General features: G+C 73.3%; 18 protein-coding genes. 11 read left to right on the forward strand and 7 right to left on the reverse strand.

The features are described from left to right. Positions 1 to 44: 44 nt before the first annotated feature. Complete coding sequence (locus ACIO5D_RS01670) at positions 45 to 1409, reverse strand: FAD-dependent oxidoreductase (protein ID WP_400758130.1); 1365 nt, start codon at positions 1407 to 1409, stop codon at positions 45 to 47. Positions 1410 to 1689: 280 nt separating this feature from the next. Here ACIO5D_RS01670 and ACIO5D_RS01675 point away from each other — a divergent pair, with 280 nt between their 5' ends. Then, entirely contained in the window at positions 1690 to 2352 is a 663-nt protein-coding gene (locus ACIO5D_RS01675) for a TetR/AcrR family transcriptional regulator (RefSeq protein ID WP_400758128.1), read from the forward strand. Positions 2353 to 2371: 19 nt separating this feature from the next. Here ACIO5D_RS01675 and ACIO5D_RS01680 read toward each other — a convergent pair whose 3' ends face one another. Next, positions 2372 to 2803, reverse strand: coding sequence for a polysaccharide deacetylase family protein (locus ACIO5D_RS01680; protein WP_400793583.1), 432 nt, complete (start codon positions 2801 to 2803; stop codon positions 2372 to 2374). Positions 2804 to 3027: 224 nt separating this feature from the next. Between ACIO5D_RS01680 and ACIO5D_RS01685 the strand changes: the two genes are divergently transcribed. From ACIO5D_RS01685 to ACIO5D_RS01695, 3 genes are all read left to right on the forward strand, one after another. Next, on the forward strand, positions 3028 to 3489 hold the full coding sequence (locus tag ACIO5D_RS01685; RefSeq protein WP_363610233.1) for a hypothetical protein: 462 nt from the start codon (positions 3028 to 3030) through the stop codon (positions 3487 to 3489). A 289-nt stretch (positions 3490 to 3778) separates the two neighbouring features. Next, complete coding sequence (locus ACIO5D_RS01690) at positions 3779 to 4126, forward strand: metalloregulator ArsR/SmtB family transcription factor (RefSeq protein WP_363610231.1); 348 nt, start codon at positions 3779 to 3781, stop codon at positions 4124 to 4126. Between the two features lie 79 nt (positions 4127 to 4205). Further along, positions 4206 to 4337, forward strand: a complete 132-nt coding sequence (locus tag ACIO5D_RS01695) for a DUF6126 family protein (protein WP_400758126.1) — start codon at positions 4206 to 4208, stop codon at positions 4335 to 4337. Here the strand turns inward: ACIO5D_RS01695 and ACIO5D_RS01700 are convergent. Further along, complete coding sequence (locus ACIO5D_RS01700; protein WP_400793584.1) at positions 4315 to 6930, reverse strand: cytochrome P450; 2616 nt, start codon at positions 6928 to 6930, stop codon at positions 4315 to 4317. The genes ACIO5D_RS01695 and ACIO5D_RS01700 overlap by 23 nt on opposite strands. A gap of 582 nt (positions 6931 to 7512) precedes the next feature. Here ACIO5D_RS01700 and ACIO5D_RS01705 point away from each other — a divergent pair. The 3 genes from ACIO5D_RS01705 (at position 7513) to galE (ending at position 10280) form a co-directional block, all read left to right on the forward strand. Continuing rightward, positions 7513 to 8292 carry a sigma 54 modulation/S30EA ribosomal C-terminal domain-containing protein gene (locus ACIO5D_RS01705; protein WP_363610225.1) on the forward strand — a complete coding sequence of 260 codons (780 nt, stop codon included), beginning with the start codon at positions 7513 to 7515 and terminating at the stop codon, positions 8290 to 8292. Between the two features lie 152 nt (positions 8293 to 8444). Further along, the gene (locus ACIO5D_RS01710; protein ID WP_363610223.1) at positions 8445 to 8888 is read left to right on the forward strand and encodes a hypothetical protein; all 444 of its coding nucleotides are present in this window, start codon (positions 8445 to 8447) and stop codon (positions 8886 to 8888) included. A 375-nt stretch (positions 8889 to 9263) separates the two neighbouring features. Beyond that, complete coding sequence (galE, locus tag ACIO5D_RS01715) at positions 9264 to 10280, forward strand: UDP-glucose 4-epimerase GalE (RefSeq protein ID WP_400758120.1); 1017 nt, start codon at positions 9264 to 9266, stop codon at positions 10278 to 10280. A gap of 54 nt (positions 10281 to 10334) precedes the next feature. Here galE and ACIO5D_RS01720 read toward each other — a convergent pair whose 3' ends face one another. Further along, on the reverse strand, positions 10335 to 12302 hold the full coding sequence (locus ACIO5D_RS01720; protein WP_400793586.1) for a DNA/RNA helicase domain-containing protein: 1968 nt from the start codon (positions 12300 to 12302) through the stop codon (positions 10335 to 10337). 94 nt (positions 12303 to 12396) lie between these two features. Here ACIO5D_RS01720 and ACIO5D_RS01725 point away from each other — a divergent pair, with 94 nt between their 5' ends. Continuing rightward, positions 12397 to 13362: a DUF3883 domain-containing protein gene (locus ACIO5D_RS01725; protein ID WP_400793588.1), complete on the forward strand. Its 966-nt coding sequence runs from the start codon at positions 12397 to 12399 to the stop codon at positions 13360 to 13362. Positions 13363 to 13398: 36 nt separating this feature from the next. On the opposite strand, the gene ACIO5D_RS01730 is transcribed toward ACIO5D_RS01725, so the two are convergent. Beyond that, complete coding sequence (locus ACIO5D_RS01730; protein WP_400793589.1) at positions 13399 to 14076, reverse strand: transglycosylase SLT domain-containing protein; 678 nt, start codon at positions 14074 to 14076, stop codon at positions 13399 to 13401. Between the two features lie 72 nt (positions 14077 to 14148). Then, entirely contained in the window at positions 14149 to 14355 is a 207-nt protein-coding gene (locus ACIO5D_RS01735; protein ID WP_363610219.1) for an antitoxin, read from the reverse strand. A gap of 479 nt (positions 14356 to 14834) precedes the next feature. On the opposite strand from ACIO5D_RS01735, the gene ACIO5D_RS01740 reads away from it, so the two are divergent. The 3 genes from ACIO5D_RS01740 to ACIO5D_RS01750 all read left to right on the forward strand — a co-directional run bounded on the left by ACIO5D_RS01740 (position 14835) and on the right by ACIO5D_RS01750 (position 18010). Next, entirely contained in the window at positions 14835 to 15278 is a 444-nt protein-coding gene (locus ACIO5D_RS01740; RefSeq protein ID WP_400654835.1) for a DUF6542 domain-containing protein, read from the forward strand. After that, positions 15271 to 16857 carry an LCP family protein gene (locus tag ACIO5D_RS01745; protein WP_363610215.1) on the forward strand — a complete coding sequence of 529 codons (1587 nt, stop codon included), beginning with the start codon at positions 15271 to 15273 and terminating at the stop codon, positions 16855 to 16857. The genes ACIO5D_RS01740 and ACIO5D_RS01745 overlap by 8 nt, the downstream gene beginning before the upstream one ends. Before the next feature lie 163 nt (positions 16858 to 17020). Beyond that, on the forward strand, positions 17021 to 18010 hold the full coding sequence (locus ACIO5D_RS01750; RefSeq protein WP_363610213.1) for an endonuclease/exonuclease/phosphatase family protein: 990 nt from the start codon (positions 17021 to 17023) through the stop codon (positions 18008 to 18010). A 106-nt stretch (positions 18011 to 18116) separates the two neighbouring features. Here ACIO5D_RS01750 and ACIO5D_RS01755 read toward each other — a convergent pair whose 3' ends face one another. Next, complete coding sequence (locus ACIO5D_RS01755; RefSeq protein ID WP_400793737.1) at positions 18117 to 19724, reverse strand: MFS transporter; 1608 nt, start codon at positions 19722 to 19724, stop codon at positions 18117 to 18119. Positions 19725 to 20031 lie beyond the last annotated feature (307 nt).

Here is a 20031-nt window from a genome sequence, read left to right on the forward strand (position 1 = left end):
CGGACGGGCGCTCCGCCCGCCCCGGCGGTCCCGACGGCACCCGGTCAGCTGCCGCTGTGGCGGAGCATGTCCTCCCGCTCGACGACCTTGACGCGCTCGCGGTCCTCCGCCGCGCCCAGGGCCCGCTCGTGGGCGTCGAGCCGGTACCAGCCGTCCCGGGTGGTGTAGCGGACGCCACGTTCCTCCAGGAAGGCCGTGACGGCGTCCGGCTCCGGTGCGGTGGCGCCGGGGAGGCGGCCGGCGGTGTGGTCGTCGAGCAGGCAGGCGACGGTCTCGTTGGCGTCGCCCTTGGTGTGGCCGATGAGCCCGACGGGACCGCGCTTGATCCAGCCGGTGACGTAGACGGCGGTCTCGTGGCTGCTGTCGGCGGCCAGCACCCGGCCGGCCTGGTTGGGGACGGTGCCGGAGGCCAGGTCGAAGGGCAGCTTGGGCAGCTCGTCCGAGTAGTAGCCGACCGCCCGGTAGACGGCCTGGACGTCCCAGTCGGTGAAACGGCCGGTGCCGCGGACGTTGCCGGTGCCGTCGAGCTCGGTGCGTTCGGTCCGCAGCCCGACCACGCGCCCGTCCTCGCCGAGGATCTCCTCGGGGGACTCGAAGAAGTGCAGGTGGACCCGGTGGGGGCGGGTGCCGGTGTCGCGGATGGCCCACTTCTCCAGGGTGGAGGCGACCATGTCGGCGTGCCGGTTGCCGCGGCGTTCGGCGATGGAGCCCTCGTCGTACTCGATGTCCTCGGGGTCGACGATGACCTCGATGTTCGGGGAGTGGTCGAGTTCCCGCAGCTCCATCGGGCTGAACTTGGCCTGCGCGGGGCCGCGGCGGCCGAAGACGTGGACCTCGACGGCCTTGTTCCGCCGCAGGCCCGCGTGGACGTTCGGCGGTATCTCGGTGGGCAGGAGCTCGTCGGCGGTCTTGGCCAGGATCCGGGCGACGTCCAGGGCCACGTTGCCCACGCCCAGGACGGCGACCTTCTCGGCCTCCAGGGGCCAGGTCCGCGGGACGTCCGGGTGGCCGTCGTACCAGGAGACGAAGTCCGCGGCGCCGAAGGAGCCGTCCAGGTTGATCCCGGGGACGTCCAGGGCCCGGTCGGCCATCGCGCCCGTGGCGAAGACCACCGCGTCGTAGAAGCGGTGCAGGTCGTCCAGGGTGATGTCGCCCGGGTAGTCCACATTGCCGAAGAGCCGTACCTGCGGCTTGTCCAGCACCTGGTGCAGCGCGGTGACGATGCCCTTGATCCGCGGGTGGTCGGGCGCCACGCCGTAGCGGATCAGCCCGAACGGCGCGGGCATCCGTTCGAACAGGTCGACGGACACCCCCGGGTCCTGCGCGGCGTCGGACTTCAGCAGCGCGTCAGCGGCGTAGATGCCGGCCGGACCGGCGCCGACTATTGCGACACGGATGGGACGAGGCATGCGAGACGTTCCTCCAGGCAGCGCGGACAGACGGATCGAGACAAGCCCACCCGGTGGGCCCGCGGTAGTCGGTGGCGGTCTATGGGCCCATAGCTCCAAGCTATGACCGGCGTGTCCCGGCCGACCCGCGTGCTCCTGACGGCATCAATGTCACCGGCCCCGCCGAGAGCCGGGCAGTCATGTCACCCAGAAGCATATGGCACCAGGTGACAGAATCCTCGGGCAGCCCTCGGGCGGCCCTCGACCCGCCACCACCGGTCCCGCCCAGGAGGAACCCCGCATGCACCCGAGCCCGGCAGGCCGCACCGCCGCCTCCACCGGACTGCGCGACCGCAAGAAGCTCAGGACCCGCGACGCGCTCCGCCACGCCGCCCTCGACCTGTTCGGCTCCCGGGGCTTCGAGGGCACCACCCTGGACGACATCGCGGCCGCGGTCGACGTCTCCAAACGCACGGTGCTGCGCTATTTCACCGGCAAGGAGGACGTCCTGCTCGCCGTGTTCCGGGAGATGGCCGCACTGACCGCGCACGAACTCGTGCGCAGACCCGCCGGTGAGGCCCCGCTGACCGCGCTGCGCGAAGCCACCCGCCATGCCCTGTGCGAGGTGGCCCGGGCCCTTCCCGACCACCGCGGCACGCCGACGTGCGTCGCCGTCCTGGAACTGGTCGCGCGCACGCCGGGTCTGCTCGGCTCCCTCCACCACGCCCTCCTGGCCCACCAGGACGCGCTCGCCACGATCCTCGCCGCGCGTGAGCACCTCGGGGACCCGGCCGACCCGCGCCCCCAGCTCCTGGTCTCCGTGCACGCCGCGGCCATGACGGTCGCCGTCCGCTCCTGGCAGGCGAGCGGCACCCGGGACCTGGACACCCTGCTCGGCACCGTCGACGCCTGCTTCGGCAGCCTCGGCTCCGCGATCGCCGGCCGCTGGTCGGAGGCCGGCTGATCCGCCCGGCCGCCGCCGCTCAGGTGTCGAGCAGGGTGCGCAGATCCACGGTCCGGTAGCTGCGGGCGTGGACGGCGTCGATGATCAGGGGCAGCGCCTCGGCGTCCAGACAGGTGCCCGGGCCGTTCTCCTCCGGTGTGCCGACGTGGAGCTGGAGGATGGCGCCGAGCCCGTGCCCGGCGGCGGCCATCGTCCGGACGGCGGACGGGTGCCGGTCGGCGAACTCCCCGGTGGGGAAGACGGTGGCCGGCGCCGTCCGCTCCCGCGGCACCGCCAGGGTGGTGTCCAGGCCGGTGTCGTTCCAGGCCGCGTTGAAGGTCGGCGCCAGCACCCGGTCCTCGGTCGGGATCCGCCGGACCTCGGTGCCGAGCAGCCGCGCGGGCGGGGTGGCCGCCGCGACCAGGGCGAGGACGGCGGCGAGGGCGGCCACGGCGGTGGGGATGTGTTTCACGCTCCGTCCAACGCGCCGGCCCCCGCCGGGGCACGCGCGGCCCCGGGCACGCTGGGATCTCGCCATCGAAGGTCAACTTTTAGCCTGTTGCACGGTTTCCTGTGCAGAACTTGACTCAGGCATTGGAAACCCATGAGAAGGTCACGTCATGGCACATGTGAAATGTCACATGTGCCATGACGTTATGTCCACCAGATGAACAAGATGAACGTCAGGAGACTTCGATGAACCGAATCGCCCAGATCGCGGCGGGCGCCGCCGGTGCGGTCGCCCTGCTCGCCGTCCCGGTCCAGGCCGGCGCGGCCACCACCGGTGCGACCACCCTCACCACCACCACGACCTGTGGTGCCTGGGGGCTGCAGTCCGGACTGGGGACCACCCTGTGTGCCGACGTCACCGGTGACAGCGTGCAGCTCTACGGCCAGATCAGCCTGGCGGGCCCGCCCAGCCCGGGCAGCCCGGAGCTGCCGACCCGTCAGCTGCTCACCAGCGTCTCCGGCCAGGTGGTCGGCGGCGCCTCGCTCGGCACGGTCAGCGGCGGCACGCTGTTCAGGGCCACCACCGTCCGGGTGAACGGCTTCAGCGGCACCGTGCCGTGCGGCTCCACCGTCCACGGCAGCTTCAGCGTGGTCGACTTCGGGTGGGGCCCGTCCCCGGTCACCGTGGACGTCCCGGTCGTCTGCTGACCGCCGACCACAGCGGCTGACGGGTCCGGGGCTGCCAGCCCCGGACCCGTCGGTCGTTTCCGGGTGCCTCCTGCCCCGGCGGCGCGGGCCGGGCCCGGCCTTCCCCGGTGGCCGTCGACGGTGACAACTTGAAGAAATCTTCATCCATAAGGATGATGCTTCCTGGCCGTGTGCGCCCCGCGTGCGAGGCCCGGGTGCCCGGCCCGGCTGTCCACCCACGCGAGGCACAGCCACCCGGGCACCACCCGCCCGGGCAGCAACCACCCGAGCACCAGGGAGAGAGCGGACGATGGCGGTCCCGCTGTACCAGGCCAAGGCGGAGTTCTTCCGCACCCTCGGGCATCCCGTCCGGATCCGCGTCCTGGAACTGCTCCAGGACGGGCCGCGCCCGGTGCGCGAACTGCTGGCCGAGATCGGGATCGAGCCGTCCAACCTCTCCCAGCAGCTCGCGGTGCTGCGCCGGACCCAGCTGGTCACGGCCACCCGGGAGGGCAACACCGTGGTCTACGCGCTGAGCACCCCGGACGTCGCCGACCTGCTGCGCGCCGCCCGCCGCATCCTCACCGAGCTGATCACCGACCAGGGCACGCTGCTCACGGAGCTGCGGGCGCCCGCAGCCCAGCTGAGGAGCGGCTGAGCGCCGGGTGGCCCCGCCCCGGCCGGGCCACCCGACAGCCGCGCCCGCCGCACCCGACCCACCGAAGGAGAACCCGGCCATGGCCGACGGCACCAGCGACGAGAAGAGCAGGCGCAAGGCCATGCTCATCCGCGCGGGCATCTACATCTTCGCCACGCACCTGTTCGCCGGCTTCGTGCTGCTGCTGTTCACCCTCGGCGACCGTCACTGAGGTAGCGGCGGCTGGTACTGGTCCAGGCGTAGACGCCGTCGACCAGTTCCCGGGTGCCGTTGAGGTACCAGAGGCCCGCCGGGTGCCGGCGCAGCAGCCGGCGGCGCAGGGTCTCGCTCTCCTCCCTCAGGTCCGAGATCCGGGCGCGGACCTCCAGGACGGCCTCGCGGCGGGTACAGCCGCGGACCCGTTGCAGGGTCAGGACGGTGTTGAAGGCGGTCGCCGTCTGGCGCTCCTCCCGTTCCAGTGAGAACAAGTCGTTGATCAGCGTCGCGGCGTCGGCGGTGTGCGCGCGCAACCGGTGCAACGCGGGCTCGGCGTGCAGCCCGTCCGGCGCGTCGGCGCCCTGGACCCGTTCCAGTATGTTCATGAACGGGTAGAGGCAACTGGCGTGGCGGCGCAGGCCCATGGTCTCGGGGAGGCCGGGGGCGGTGCCCTTGGCCCGGTGCGCGGACTCGGTGAGGAAGGTCTCCAGACAGGTCCGCCATTCGCGGGCGGCCCGGTCCCGCCAGGCGGGCGACATGGGACCGCCCTGGCGGTGCCAGAGTTCCCGCCAGGCGTACAGGAGTTGGGCGCCCACCGAGGTCGGGGTCGGGTCGTCTCCGGCCAGGACGGCGAGCAGCGGGTCGATGATCGCGTGGGCCTCGGCCGGGTGGCGGCCGGGGGTGCCGTCGAAGCGGTCGTCGAGGATGGTGAACCAGCCGAGCAGGTCCACCAGCAGGTCGAGTTCGGCGCCCCCGGCACGGGGGTACGCGTGGCCGATCAGCTTGGGCAGCCCGTAGGCCTGGTAGCGGGGCAGGCCGCTCAGGGGAAGCAGGCCGTGGTCCAGCACCCAGTCGGCGTGCCGTGCGGTGGTGGCCCGTAGCTCGCCGGAGGCCTGCGACCCCTCGGGGGTGCGCAGTTCGGCGGGGATGCGGGCGGGCATGAGGACGGCGGCCGGGCAGACGGTGGCGGGCGGATGGGCGGTCAGGGCCGGCTGAACCGCCGAGGCCGGCCGTGGCACGGCGGCGGTCCGCGGCACCGGGGCGGCGGTGCGTGCCGCCGGGACGGTCCGTGCCGCCTGGGCGGCCGGCGACAGCGGTGCCGCCCGCGGGCCCGGGATCAGGCACGGGCTCGGGGCCTCACCGTCACCGGGGGCCGCGCCGTCCTGCGGGGTGGCGGCGCCGCCGGGGCGGGAGCGGGACGCGTGACCGTTGCGCGGGGTCAGCCGGATGCGCAGCCCCTGGGCCTGGACGGTCGTCCAGACCACCTCGCGGGCCCTGGTCCCCGCGACGGCCACCGGCCGCCACCGGCGCAGAATCGCGGCGGCGGCCACGGTCAGCTCGGCCCAGGCGAAGGCCTCGCCGATGCACTTGTGCTTGCCCGCCCCGAACGGCAGGAACGCCTGCCGCCCGGCACCGGCCGCGTCGCCGCCCTCACGCCAGCGCTCGGGCCGGAACCGCAGCGGCTCGGGGTAGAGCGCCGGGTCGCGGTGCAGGGCGGTGAGGCTGTACAGCAGCTCGGTGCCGGCCGGGATCAGGTACGGGCCGAGCTCGACCGGGACGGCGGCGGTCCGCATCAGGAAGGCGTTCGGCGCGTGCAGCCGCACCACCTCCTGGGTGACGCTGCGGGTGTACGTGAGCTTCGCGAGCGCGTCGGGGGTGGGCACGGCGCCGGCCGGGAGGTGCTCGTCCAGCTCGGCGAGGACGCGGGTCTCCACCTCGGGGTGCCGCAGCAGTTCGTCGAGCAGCCAGGTGAGCGTGGTGGAGACGGTCTCGGTGCCCGCGCCGAACATGGTGATCGCCTCGGAGCGTACGTCCGCCTCGGTGAGCGGCCGTTCGGTGGCCGGGTCGGTGGCGGCGCGCAGCAGCGCGGGCAGGGTGCCGTTCGTGCCGCCGGACCGGGCGCCGCCGCTGACGGCCTGGTCGACCACCCGGTTGAGCACCCGGACGGCGTTCTCGAAGCGACGGTTGACCGGTAGCGGCAGCCGGGCGAGCTTCGGGTGCGGGTAGAGCGACTGGACGATCTGGCCCTTGACCAGGTCCGGCAGCGCCCGGTGGAAGTCGACGGTGGCGTCCTCGCTCAGCCGCGCGTCGAACAGCGTCCTGGTGACGATCTCCAGCGCGAGGTGGTTCATCTCCTTCGCCACGTCCAGTTCCTGGCCCGGTCGCCAGCGTCCGGCCCGTTCCTCGGTGACCTGGTGCATCACCGCGAGGTAGTCGGCCATCCGGTCCGGCCCGAAAACGGGCTGGATCAGCCGGCGGCGGTCCCGGTGGGCCTTCCCCCCGGACATCAGCAGACCGTCGCCGAACGCCGTTTTGAGAGTGTCCTGGACGGCGCCGCGTGGGCAGTCGTAGGCGAGGGCGACGAGCAGGGTGTGGACGAGACTCGCGTCGGTGACCACGCAGACCGTCCGTGGGCCCAGCCGGACCTGCACCACACCGCCGTGGCGGGAGAGCGAGCCGAGGAAGCCGAGCGGGTCGCGTAGCAGGGCCGGGGCGTGGCCGAGGCCCGGTACGGCGCCGGGCGCCGGCGGGGGAGCGGTCGAGGGGGTTTTCGCGGGAGCCGTTCCGGGCGGAACGGCTCGTCTACGCGTCTCGGTCGTCAGGATCATGGCATCACCTCTCACCAGATGGGCCGACGCGGCGGTACTGCCGGAGCCGGAGCCGCGAGAGCCGGGAGACGAGGGTCCCTCCAGCGCGGACCCCCGCGCGCGCCGCTCCCGGAGGGCGCACTCAATAGAGAACGCGCCGTTCGATCAGGCGTTGCGCCAAATGCCCGTGGATCACCCCATTGGTGGATCGGCCGCGCGCACTCGGGCGGAATTCCGGCTCCGGGCGGGCCGGACGGCGGTTCGGGGGGTGGCGCGGACGGCTCAGAACCGGCGGCCGGGGCCGGCCGGTTCCTCCTCCGGGCGGGCGGGCGACAGCCGGCGCGGATGGCCCGGTTCCAGCGGGATCGTCTCTTCCACGGGCGGAGTCTGGCCCGGTCGCCCCCGTGCCCGCAACTGACCCATCGGCCGATCGAGCGGACGCGCCGGCGCGGGTCGTCCGGCAGGCCCTTCCGCGGCCCCGGCCGACCTGCGCGGACCAGGCCGGAGCGGGGGGAGGACCGTTGCCCGGCAGGCAGGGTCTTTCGGCCCTCGGCCGGAGGCCCTCCGCAGGTCCAGCATGGTCCGGAACCAAGGAGGATCCTGATGACCCGTCTGCGCCACCGGCCTGCTCTCGACGTGCGGGTGGAGATCCGAGGCGAACTCCACCGCGACGACGCCGAGTACGCGCGCGCCCGGGCGTTGGAGCTGACGGCGGCGCTCGGACCGGACGCGCACGCGGCCCGTATCAGGCTCACCCACACCCGCTGCCGGGAGGTGTCCAGGCCCGCCGTGGCCCAGGCCGAGATCGAACTGGACGGCGTCGGCACGGTCCGGGCGCAACTGGCCGCCGGGACCATGCGCGAGGCGGTGGACCTGGCGCTCGGCACGCTCGGCGGCCGGGCCGCGCGGCTGCGCGAGCAGGGGGACATAGGGCTCGCCGCGGCGCACGACAGCGCTTATCGGCCGCAGTACGCCCCGCGCCCGCTCGCCGAACGACGGATCGCCCGCCGGAAACCGGTCGTTCTCGCCCGCCGCGCGCCGGACGAGGCCGTGCGCGAGATGCTCGCCCTGGACCGCCGCTTCCATCTCTTCTCCGACGCGCTCACCGGCCAGGACAGCCTGGTCCACCGCCGGCCGGGGGGAGACGGCTTCCGGCTGGTCCGGGCCCATTCGACCGCCCGGTTCGGCGGCTCCGCGCTGCCCCTGACCGAGAGCCCGCACCCCGCGCCGCGGCTCGACCTGTCCGAGGCGGCCCGCCAACTCTGGCTCACCTGCTGGCCCTTCGTCTTCTACGCCGACCCCGGGGACGGCCGCGGCCGGGTGCTGTACCGCCGCTACGACGGCCACTACGGCTTGATCACGCCGGTAGCGGAGGCCCACTGATGGGCAGGAACTGATCGCCACCGGCTGACGGGTACGCGACGACGGCCGGTGCGGCACGGCGGCCACGACACGGCCGGCGTGGGCACGACAGGCGTTGGCACGACAGGGCGTTCACGACCGACGGGCACCTCCACAAGACGGGAACTGGGACCATGGACTGCGAAGAAGTCATGCTGACCGTCCGGATCACCGCCGCGGAGCGGGGGCTGCTGCGCGAGCTGGCGCGTGGTCACGGCAGCGACGTCTCCGAGGTGGCGGCGGACGGTCTGCTGGACGTCATCCCCGCCCTGCACGGCGACGCGGGCGTGCTGCGCCTGCTGTGCGTCCTCTCCCGCCCCGCGCCCTGCGCCGTGACGCTCTGGCTGCCCGCGCCGCTCGCCGACCTCCTCCCGCTGGTCGGTGACCGGGTCACCCGGGCGAGCGGACTGCACATCGGGCCGGCCAGCGCCGCCCTGGCCGCCGCCCTCCGGCTCTGGCTGGCCGAGGACCCGGACCAGCTGGCCGCCTCCCTCTCCCGGCTGCACGCGCACGGCCAGCCGGTGGGCGTCGTGCCCGTGGTCCGGTCGCCCGCGCTGGGCGCCCGGGTCGCGGCCTGACGGGGCCTCGACCGGTCTCCGGCAGCGTGCGGGAGTGGGGTGGGTGACACCTGTTCGGACCTGGGGCCGACGCGGCCCGGGTGGCATGTCCGGGGCGGGAAATCGGCTGGTCAGGGCTCTGGCCACGGACCCCCGGCGGGTCTAGCATTCCGGTCACGGCCGCCGGTGTCCGAGCCTGTGGACGACCGGCCGGGTGGCCGCCACCACCCCATGCCGGGGAGCGCACACCCCCCCGAGTGCGCTCCCCGGCGCCGCTGCCCGCTGCCCGCTGCCTGTTGCCGCCACGACCGCCGGAACCATCGCTCCTGAACCATCGTCCCCACTGTCACCGGCCGCCACCCGAGGCGTCCGGCCGACCGCAAGGGAGCGTCCGCGTTGAAGAAAGTTCTGATCACCGGCGGCGCGGGATACATCGGCAGCACCGTGGCCTCCGCGCTGCTCGACCAGGGCATCACGCCGGTCGTCCTCGACGACCTCTCCAAGGGCCGGGCCGAGTTCGTCGAGGGCCGCGTCTTCTACCGGGGCGACATCGCCGACGCGGCCCTCCTCGACCGCATCTTCGCGGAGCACCCCGACATCGACGCCGCCCTGCACTGCGCCGCGCGGATCGTCGTCCCGGAGTCCGTCTCCCAACCCCTGTACTACTACCGCGAGAACGTCGCCAAGACCGTCGAACTGCTGGAGTCCCTCCAGCGCAACGGCTGTACCCGCGTCGTCTTCAGCAGCTCCGCCTCGATCTACGCGCCCACCCCGGACGCCCGGGTCGACGAGAGCTGCCCGGTCGACGCCAACAGCCCGTACGCCCGCACCAAGCAGATGATGGAACAGGTCCTCCAGGACTGGACCCGCGGCCATGGCGCCGAGGAGGTCCGCGTCATCACCCTGCGCTACTTCAACCCGATCGGCGCCGACCCGCGGCTGCGCACCGGTCTGCAGGACCTCCACCCGACGCACGCCCTCGGCAAGCTGATCGAGGCCCACGCCACCGGCACGCCGTTCACCATCACCGGCGTCGACTGGGCGACCCGCGACGGCTCCGGCATCCGCGACTACATCCACGTCCAGGACGTCGCCGAGGCCCACGCCGCCGCGCTCACCCGCTTCGACGAGGTCATCAAGCCCGCCGCCGACGACCGCTACCGGGTCATCAACATCGGCACCGGCGAGGGCACCACCGTCCGGGAACTGGTCACCGCCTTCGAGCGCGCCGTCGGCACCACCCTCGGCACCCGCGAGGCGGACCCCCGCCCCGGCGACGTCATCGGCTGCTACGCCGGCATCGACACCGCCCGCGACCTCCTCGGCTGGACCCCTCGCCGCACCATCGACGAAGCCGTCACCGACGCCCTCGCCTGGCGCACCAAGTGGTCCACCCACCTGGCCGCCTCCTGACCTTCCCCGAGCCGGCCGGGGCCATGGGGTGATGCTCCATGGCCCCGGCCGGTGTCAGTCAAGGGCGGCGGTGCCCATGAGTCGGACGAGGAAGTGCTGGGTCTCCTCGTCCGTGGAGTACAACCGGAGGGCCTTGGTGCCCCGAGTGGCCAGCACCCGGTAGGTGTTGAGCGCGAGGGGCAGGTACTCGGCGGCGTCGACCCCCCGCATCGCGGAGTCGTGACTGGCCTGCGGGCGCCCGTGCCAGCGGTTGCCCCGACGGACCAGATCATCTCCGATGATCAGACCGGCATACTCGTACTCCAGTCCCTGCGCGGTGTAGACACACCCGACCTGGCGGTGGCCGCCGGCACCGTTGGCCCACAGCTGGCGCACGGGCGCCACGGCCGAGCCGTCCTCGCCGAGGACGGCCGTGCGGGAGTTCCAGGCGGCGGACCAGATCCGGTCGTGGGTGCCGCCTGGCGACGGCACCCGGATCTGGACGTCCTCGGCCAGAACCCCGCCCTCGCTCCAGTCCCAGCAGAATCCGGCGGCGATACGGGCGTTGGTGCTCGAGGTGTTGTTCCGCCGGATCCAGGACTCCAGGTCGAAGGGATCGGATGCGACGGCCACCTCGTAGTCCTGATCGTTCCAGGGGCGTGGCCGGCCGTAGAAGAGGTCGTCGATCCAACCGGTGAAGGCTCTCGAGCCGGCGTTGCGGAAGGACCCGGCGAGGGTGAGCGGCTGGAAGTCGCGGCCCGACTGTTCCGCCAGGTGGCGCAGTTCCCCGACGGTGACGCCCTCCCGGGGGCGGATGACCTGTCGTTCGTCGAGGAAGACCACCAGGACGTCGACGTTCCGCGCCATCCACTGCAGGTCGGGTGAGGTACCGCCGTGCGGACCGCGCGTCAGCCGCTGCGCCTCGTCGACCACCACGATCCTGATCCGCTTCGAGGAGAGGCTCCGGACCTTGCCGGGCAGGATGAAAACGTCGCGACCGCTGAAGAGCCCGGCCTCGCCGGCCACTTCGCGCAACTGTGTCAGCAGGGTTCCGGACGGCGTGACATAGCGCACGTCCACGTTCTCCCGGCGCATCAGGTGCCCGAGGATGCGGACGGCCAGCGCGGTCTTGCCGCTTCCCGGCCCGCCCGACACAGCGATCACCGCGCCGGGTCGCCGGCCCTTGGTGTCAAGCGCTTGGTCGACCTCGACCCGGGTCCGCAGGAAGGCCGTCTGCTGGTCGCCGACCATGGTGAACCGGGCCTGACCGGCGAGCGCTTCGGCCAGGCCTTCGAGCAGGCTCGCGGAGGGTGCCCAAGGGGTCTTCTCGAAAGCCGAGGACTGTTCGGGAGCGGGCGCGCTCACCCCGGCGCAGTGCAGGCGTCGTGCGAGGACCTGTGGGGTGGCATCGAGGTCGGCCTTGGTGAGGACCGGGATCGAGGCGCCCGGTCCCTGGCCGATCGTCAGCCTGCGGCCCGCTTCGGCCGTCCCGCCGTGGAGCAGGACGACGCCGTGGACGTCCAGGGTCATGTCGCCCTCGGGGAACCAGTCGCGGAGGAACGCGGTGTAGGCGGCGGTCTGCTGAACGGGATGGACGACGACCTGGCCGTCCGAGCGCCGGACCCGCACCGCGTCGATGACCTCGCAGTCCTGCCACTGCTTGAGCTCGATCACCACCGCCACGAGCTTGCCCGGGCCCCGCGTGCCCAGCAGCAGGGCGTCCAGCCGCTGTGCCGCCCCGGGCGTACCGTATTCGAGGTACAAACGGAAGTCTCCGAGCCCGGCGTGGCCGAGCGCTTCGAGCAGCGGTGCCCAACTGGCCCGCCAGCTGCGGAGTTCACCTTCGCCCGGAGTGCCGAAGCCCGCCTCTGCGTAGCGGGCCCAGCAGGCGGCGATGAACTCCGGGCGCTGTGCCGCGGAGGCCAGTTCCGCGACGGAGCCTGCGGCTGCCCAGGGGCCGTGCCGCCGAGGCTTCGTCCCGCCGGTGGACGGCGGGCCGGAGAGGTCGGGTCCGGGTTGTTGACTGGGTGTGGTCGTCTCCAAGAAGTCCCCCTCGGTGCCGGTGATATGAGATGCAGCATGCCATAGCGAACGCACTATCGACACCTGCTTATCGGACTTACTATGATCTGCCGACATGGAAACCGCACAGTTTGTCATGACGCATGTGGGCCAGAGCGTCGAATCCCAGCGCAACCTTCTGCACGGCAGGGAGACCGGCACCTGGGGGTACCCGGAGTGGAAGCCGGAGTACCGGGACGCCGCCCGTCGGCCGGAGTTCGTGGTCCTCGTCACGGGTGCCTCGCCCAGGGTCCAGCTCGACCAGTGGCTCACCGAGACCGCGACCCTGTACTTCTTCCAGGCGCGCGGCACCTTCTACGACGGGAAGGCTCCGCACTGGCCGGACGAGGAGGCCGCGCAGACCGTCAAGTACCAGGCCAGGCTGAGCATTGTGCCGCTCGGTGTCTTCACCGGCGTACCCCTCGGCCCGAGTGGTCCGCTCAGCGTCCAGGGGAGTGACGCCCTTCGCCGGTCGGGCACCGACCGCGGGCACGGCAAGCTGGTGCGTATGTCACCGCAGGCGCTGCTCGACCTCGCCGGCGCGGGCACCACGTGGCACGGCGGCCAGTCCATTTCGGTCGCCGGGCTCCCCGTGGTCGAACTCGACGAACTGCCCGACAACTCCCCGAAGCGTCGGCGGCGCGGAGCGGGCCGGATCTCGGACCCGAAGAAGCGCAAGGCCATCGAGGAGCACGCGGTCGCTGCCGCGCGCCTCCACTACGAGCTGCGGGGCTGGCAGGTCGAGGAGCTCGGCAAGCCCTATGACCTGCGCTGTACTCGCCCGGGTGCGGAGAAGCACGTCGAGGTGAAGGGCACGACCGGTGCGCCCACCAGCGTGGAGCTGACCATCAACGAGGTCGAGCACGCACGTAACCCGGCCCACGACGTCGACCTCTTCGTGGTCAGCGACATCAAGGTGACCACGACCGCCGACCCCTACACCACGGAGGGAGGCACGTCCCTGCTGATAGAGAACTGGGTGCCGGACGACGCGGATCTGAAGCCGCGTCGCTTCGAGTACTTCGTGCCGCAGGACGTCTGAGCGGGCGATGCCCGCGCGGTGGAGGCCGGGCGGCCGCTACTTGACGGCGGTGGCGGACTTCTGCCAGTTGTCGTGGAGACGGTCGAGGTAGGACTGGGCCTGGGAGCCGGGCTTGATGCCGCGGGCGAAGGCGGACATGTTGCCGGCGCCGGTGTTGTAGCCGAGGGCGAGGAGTTCGTCGCGGGTGAGGGAGGTGGCGGGGCGGGCGGGGAGCTGGGCGGCGAGGTCGTGGAGGTGCCAGGCGGCGGCCTCGATGGCGAGGTCGCGGTCGTCGGGGAGCTCCTCCCAGCGGCGGTCGGCGAAGTCCCGGCCCTGCTTGGTGTCGTCGAAGGCGGCGCGGTGCATGTTGGCGATGCCGAAGGAGGCGTCGGGTTTGGTCCGCTGCCAGGCGCGTTCGAGGTCGGGGTCGTGGGGTTTGTACGACTCGTTGTAGAGGATCGCCATCAGCAGCTGGGGGTTGATGCCCGCTCGGGCGGCGTGGGTGCGGACCGGGGCCGCGTAGTCGGCGGGGTCGTAGCGGCCGGAGGGGCGGGAGGGCGACGGGGCGGACGCGGCCGGGGCGGTGGTGGTGCCGGCGGACGGGGGCGAGGGGGAGGCGGCGGAGTCGGCGGGGGCCGGGTGGCCGCCGCCGCGGATGATGCCCCAGCCGGCCGCCGCCAGGACGGCGGCGGCCAGCCAGCGGCCCCAGCGGGGGCCCGTCCGGTCTTTCGTCACTGCCGCCTGCCCGTCCGTTCGTTGATCCCGATGGCCCGTTGGTGGTTCCGGCGGCAGTGCCGCGCCGGGGTGTTACTCCGTCGGCTTCTTGTCGTCGTCCAGGTTGCGGATGAAGTCCTTGGCCTTCTCGACACCGGTGTCGATCTGGCTCGCGTACTTTCCGTCGGTCTTGTCGTCGATCACGTCGCCGACCTTCTCCAGCCCCTGGCCTATGACGCCGCTGTGCTCGCGGGCGAGGTCGGTGGCCTTGTCCGCAAGGTTCTTCAGGTTCTCGAACATGGTGACGCGCTGCTCCTCTGATGCGTTCCTGATGGGTGCCGACGGGTGGGGATCACGCCCATCCTAACGAGGCCCCACCTGGCGGTTCCGCCGCAGCCGGGAGGGCGGCGGGTGACGCGGCGGGGGCGGGTTTGTATGCTCCAGCCGAGTTCTACAACAGTGTAGAAGTTCGGGAACCGTCATCCGGACGGTTCGCGTCCCGGTACGCAGGACGGCGCGCCGGTGCCGTGGCAGCCGAGTTGACGAGGGGTGTGTGGATGGCCGGGCAACGGGCGAGAACGCCGGACCGGGGCGCGCGATCGCGACCGGGGGCGCATCCCGGGGAGTCCGGCGTTCCTGCGCAGCGCTCGGGCGCGGCGGGCCGTGGTGCCGACGACGGGGGCGCCCGGGACGACGGTGCGCGGGGTGGCGGCGGTGAGGCCACGCCGAGGGCGGTCGCGGCGCGGCGGCGGGAGGCCCCGCGGCGCGGTGGCCTGCCGGTGGTGCTGGTGGCCGTCGGGCTGCCGGTGCTGGGCGCGGTGGCGGACGAGCTGAACGGACCGGGCACCGGGCTGCTGTTCGCGGTCGGCGCGGTGCTGGGCACGGCCGCCGCGGTGGTGCTGTGCAGCCGGCCGGGGCGCTGGTGGGTGGTCACGGCCGCACCGGTGGTGGTGCTGGCGGTCCGGGCGGGCGTCGAGTACCTCGCCCGCCGGGAGGACTACCAGGGCAAGGCGCTCGCCTCGGGGGCGCTGCGCTGGGTGGTGGGGGCGTTCCCCGTGATGGCCGAGGCGGTGGCGGCCGCACTGCTGGTGATCGCCGTCCAGACCGTGCTCGGCAGGAGCGGGAGCAGGAGCGGGAGCAGGGGCGGGAGAGGACGCGGCACCGGGGGCGGTAGCGGGAGCAGGGGCGGGAACGCCAGGAGCCGAGGGAGTCGTCGTGGCTGACCGGAAGAACACCAGGGCGCGGGCCCCGCGCCGCACCGCGCCGCTGACCGTCGCCGGGCGGGGCCTGGCCTGCACCGTGTCGGCGGCCGTGCTGGGGGCCAGCGGCTTCACCTGGTACGAGTACCGCAGCCTGGACAGCGGCATAGTCAAGTCGGCGGCGCTGGCGGAGGCGAAGAAGAACGCGCCGCCGCACCTCGACAAGTCGGTGAACCTGCTGCTCATCGGTCTCGACAGCCGCAAGGACATGGACGGCAACGACCTGCCCAAGGAGTTCGTCGAGGACGAACTGCACGCGGGCTCCAGCGAGATCGGCGGGTACAACACCAACGCCCTGATCGTCCTGCACATCCCGGCCAACGGCGGCAAGGTGGCCGCGCTCTCCGTCCCGCGGGACGACTACGTCCAGACCGTGGGCGCGGACGGAAAGATGCACAAGATCAAGGAGGCGTACGGGATCGCCAAGGACGCCGCCGAGCAGAAGCTGGCCGGCAAGGGGCTGTCCAAGCCGGAACTGGAGCGCCAGAGCAGGGAGGCCGGCCGCTCGGCCACCATCCAGACCGTACAGGCGTTCCTGAACATCCCGATCGACCACTTCGCCGAGGTCAATCTGATCGGCTTCTACGACATCGCCAAGGCGGTGGAACCGATCCAGGTCTGCCTCAACCACCCGGTCGACGATCCGATCGTCGCCCGCACCGCGACCCGCGAGGGCGGCGGCACCGGGCTGAAACTCCCGGCCGGGATCAGCTCCCTCAACGCGGCGCAGGCGCTCTCCTTCGTCCGCCAGCGCCACAACCTCCCCAACGGCGACCTCGACCGCACCCACCGCCAGCAGGCGTTCATCTCCTCGGTCGAGTACCAGCTCAAACAGCAGGGCATCCTCAACGACTTCGGGAAGCTCCAGCGGCTGTTCGACGTGGTGAAGAAGGACGTCGTCATCGACAACGAGTGGAACATCCTGGACTTCGCGCAGCAGGCCCCCAACCTGACCGGCGGCAACGTCGAGTTCAACACCCTGCCGATCACCGGGTTCAAGACCATCGGGGGCCAGGAGGTCAACACCGTCAATCCGGACCTGATCAAGCGGATCGTGCAGCAGCTGTTCAACCACGATCCGGCGCCCGCCGCCCCGGCCGGGGGCGGCGACACCGCTGCGCCCGGGGCGACCGACCCGACCACCCCGGCCGCGTCGAGTCCGGCCAGGGAACGGGCCACCGTGGACGTGTACGGCGGGTCCGCCGCCGGCGAGTCCAAGGCGCTGGCCGAACTCGGTTACCAGGCCGGCAAGGTGGGTGAGGCCGCGGGCCGGCCCAAGGCCACCACCGTCACCTACGGCAGCGGGGCCAAGGCCGACGCCCAGCAGATCGCCGCCCATTACGGGGTCACGGCGGTGGCCGCCGCCGGCGCGCCCGCCGGCCACGTCGTGGTGACCCTGGGCAGTACGTTCAGCGCCTCGCCCACGACGCCGCCCCCGGCGGGCTCCGGGCCGCAGCCCGCCGACGCCGCCCCGGACCCGGCCGCCGGCCTCCCCATGCAGGGCCCCGCGGTGAAGGCCGGCGGGATCCCCTGCGTGGACTGACGGGCGGCGCGGCCTGCCCGCGCGGCCCGGCGCCGGTCCGAGCCCGAGCCCGAGCCTGAAGCCGGTGCCCCCGGAACCGGACCCGGCCGCTCCGCGTCTTCAGCCGGAGCGGCCGGACGACCGGGCGCCGCAGGGGTGGCGAGAATGACGGGTGGGGAACCGCGTGCGTAGCAGATCGGGCAACAGGACGGCGAGCGGCCGGGGTTGGTGGCGCCGGACCCGGACGGCCCTGGTGGTGCTCTGCGTGGTCGGGCTGCTGCTCTCGGCGGCCCTGGTCGTGGTGCGGCTGGCGGGCTGGGACGACGGGACGTCGCTGGCCCTGCCGATGGTGCTGCTGCCGTACGCGGCCCTGACCACCGTCCTGGCCCTGGGCGTCCTGCTGGTGCTCCGCTCGTGGTGGGCGGCGGGTCTGGCCGGACTGCTCACGCTGGTCCAACTGATCTGGCTGGTACCGCGTTTCGTGCCGGACGGCGGCTCGGTGGCGGCCGACGCGCCCCGGCTCCGGCTGGCCACCAGCAACGCGTACATGGGGCAGGTGGACGTCGCCGCACTGGTCCGCCTGGTGCGTGAACAGCGGGTGGACGTCCTCGCGGTGGAGGAGCTGAGCGGCTCCGCCGCCGCCGCCCTGGACCGGGCGGGCATCGCGGAGCTGCTGCCGTACCGGGAACTGCCGGCCGGCCAGGACACCGCGCTCTACTCGCGACTGCCGCTGACCCCACTGGCCGTCTCCGCCTCGGCGCAGGTGGCGGCCGAGGTGTCGGTCGGCGGCCGGACGGTGCGGCTGACCGCCGTGCACACCTACTACCCGCTGGGCGACGCCCGGCGCTGGTCGGAGGACTTCGACGGCCTGCGGGCCGCGGCGGCCGACAGCACCCGCAACGCCGTGTTCTTCGGCGACTTCAACGCGACCCTCGACCACGCGCCGATGCGCGACCTGCTCGCCACCGGACTGGCGGACACCCACGCCGAACTGGGCCGCGGCGGTGCGCCGACCTGGCCGGAGGACAACGCCGACTTCCCCTTTCTGCCGCCGGTGATCCAGATCGACCACGTCCTGCACGGCGACGCGCTGAGCGCGGTGTCGGTGGCCGAGCACACCGTGCCGGGCGCCGACCACCGGGCGGTGGTCGCCGAACTCGCCGTCACCGGCTGAGGGTTCGGCGGTCTGAGCGGACTTCCGGCCGCCCCGGGGTGTCCGGCCGCGTGGCGCTGCCACCGCCGAGAGGTGAACGGCGGTGGCAGCGGGGGGTGGTGGGTGATCAGGAGGTCCGGGAGTCGGCCGTCGGCAGGGTGACGACCTCCGCGCCCCCGTCGGCGGGCGCCGGGAGGTGCGCCGCCGGAGCGGGACCGCCCCGCCGACGGGCGAGGGCCAACAGGCAGGCGCCCGCCGCGACACCGCAGAGCAGCACGACCGCGCCGACGGAGGCCGCGTGGCCGACGGCGTCCGTGAACGCCTGCGCCACGTCCTGCGGGCGGGGCCGGCCGAGCGCGCCGAGGCGCTCCTCGAACCGGGTGGTCATCAGGGTGCCGAGGACGCTGGTGCCGAGCACCGCGCCGACCTGGCGGGCGGCGTTGACCGTCCCGGCCGCCGCGCCCTCCTTGCCGCGCGGTACGTGCCCGACCGCCAGTGCGGTGGAGGGGGCGTTGGCCAGGCCGCAGCCGAAGCCGAAGACCACCAGGGAGAGGGCGTACCCGCCGAACGCGTCCGTCGGCTCGACGGTGGCGAACAGCGCGGCGCCCGCCGCCGCCAGCAGCAGCCCGACGACGATCAACGGCGCGGCCCCGAACCGCCGTCCGAGGATCCCGGCGACCACCGAGGCGAGAATGAACGTGCCGAACTCCGCCAGGAGTTGGACGCCCACCTGAAGGGCGGTCAGCCCGCGCACCTGCTGCAGCCAGAGCACCTGGAGCAGCGAGAGCCCGACGAAGCCGAACAGCACGGTGGCGGCCAGCAGCAGGGCTGCGCTGTACGACGGGTCGCGCATCAGCCGCAGATCGAGCAGCGGGTGGTCGCGGCGCAGTTCGACCACCGCGAAGACGGCGAGCAGGACGGCCGCGCCGACGGCCGCGGCCAGCGGCAGACCGCCGACGTAGCTGTGGTGCCCGCCGTCGATCAGCCAGTAGATCAGCAGCGCCAGCCCGGCCGTGACGAGGAACTGTCCCGGCCAGTCCAGCCGCCCGCCCTCGACCCGCGACTCCGGCACGCCGAGCAGCGCGGCGCCGGCGGCGAGGGCGGCGATCACCGGGCCGAGCCAGAACGCCGTGTGCCAGGTGGACCAGCGCAGGGCCAGCCCGGCCGTGATCGGTCCGAGGGCGAGCCCGAGCCCCGACGTGGCCGCCCAGGCGGAGATCGCGCCGGCCCGGCGGCGCGGGTCGGGGAAGGCGTTGGTGATGAGGGCGAGCGAGCTGGGGGTGATCAGCGCGCCGCCGAGCCCGGCGATCGCCTGGCCGGCCAGCACGGCGGACAGGCTCCCGGCGAACACCAGGACCACCCCGCCGACGGCCATCGCGAGGGCGCCGAGCAGGAAGATCCGCCGCCGCCCCCACCGGTCGGCGAACGCGCCGGCGCCCAGGACGACGGAGGCGACGACCAGGGTGTACATGCTCGGGACCCAGACCAGGTCGGCGGAGTCGAGGCCGAGGTCCTCGCGGACCGCGCCCAGGGTGCCGATGGTCTGGGTGGTCTGGACGAAGACCGTGAACAGGCCGAGGCAGGCGGCCAGTAGAACGAGTCCGCTGCGGTCAGTGCGCGACATCGGACGCCCCCGGGTGGGTCGTGGCGGTCGCGGGGGCGCTCGCTGTGAGGGTCGCGGTGCCGGCTCCCGTGCTGGTCCCGTTGCTGGGGCGGACGGGGGCGGGCCCTGGATCCGCGCCGGCTGTGGTGGCCGGTGCGGTACGGCGGGCGAGTTTCACTGGGCTCTCCATGGCTGGGGTGTGTGGGGTTGTGCGGAAGGGGGTGTGCCGGAGCGCGCCGGGCCGGGCCGGCGGGGTTCGCGGGACGCGACTCAACGGGGCAGGTGGGGGGCGGCCGGATCTCAAGCCGCTCCGCCAGGGCCGCCGACTGCCCGGGGAGGGAGGGGGACCGGCGGCTGGTGGGCGACGGGGCGACGGGGGTGCCCAGGGTGCGGACGGGCCGGTCGGGGCCGGTCTGCGGCGGAGGTCTCCGCCGGTGGA

Origin of the sequence: Kitasatospora sp. NPDC087315 (genome assembly GCF_044744345.1) — a bacterium.
Taxonomy (GTDB): Bacteria; Actinomycetota; Actinomycetes; order Streptomycetales; family Streptomycetaceae; genus Kitasatospora.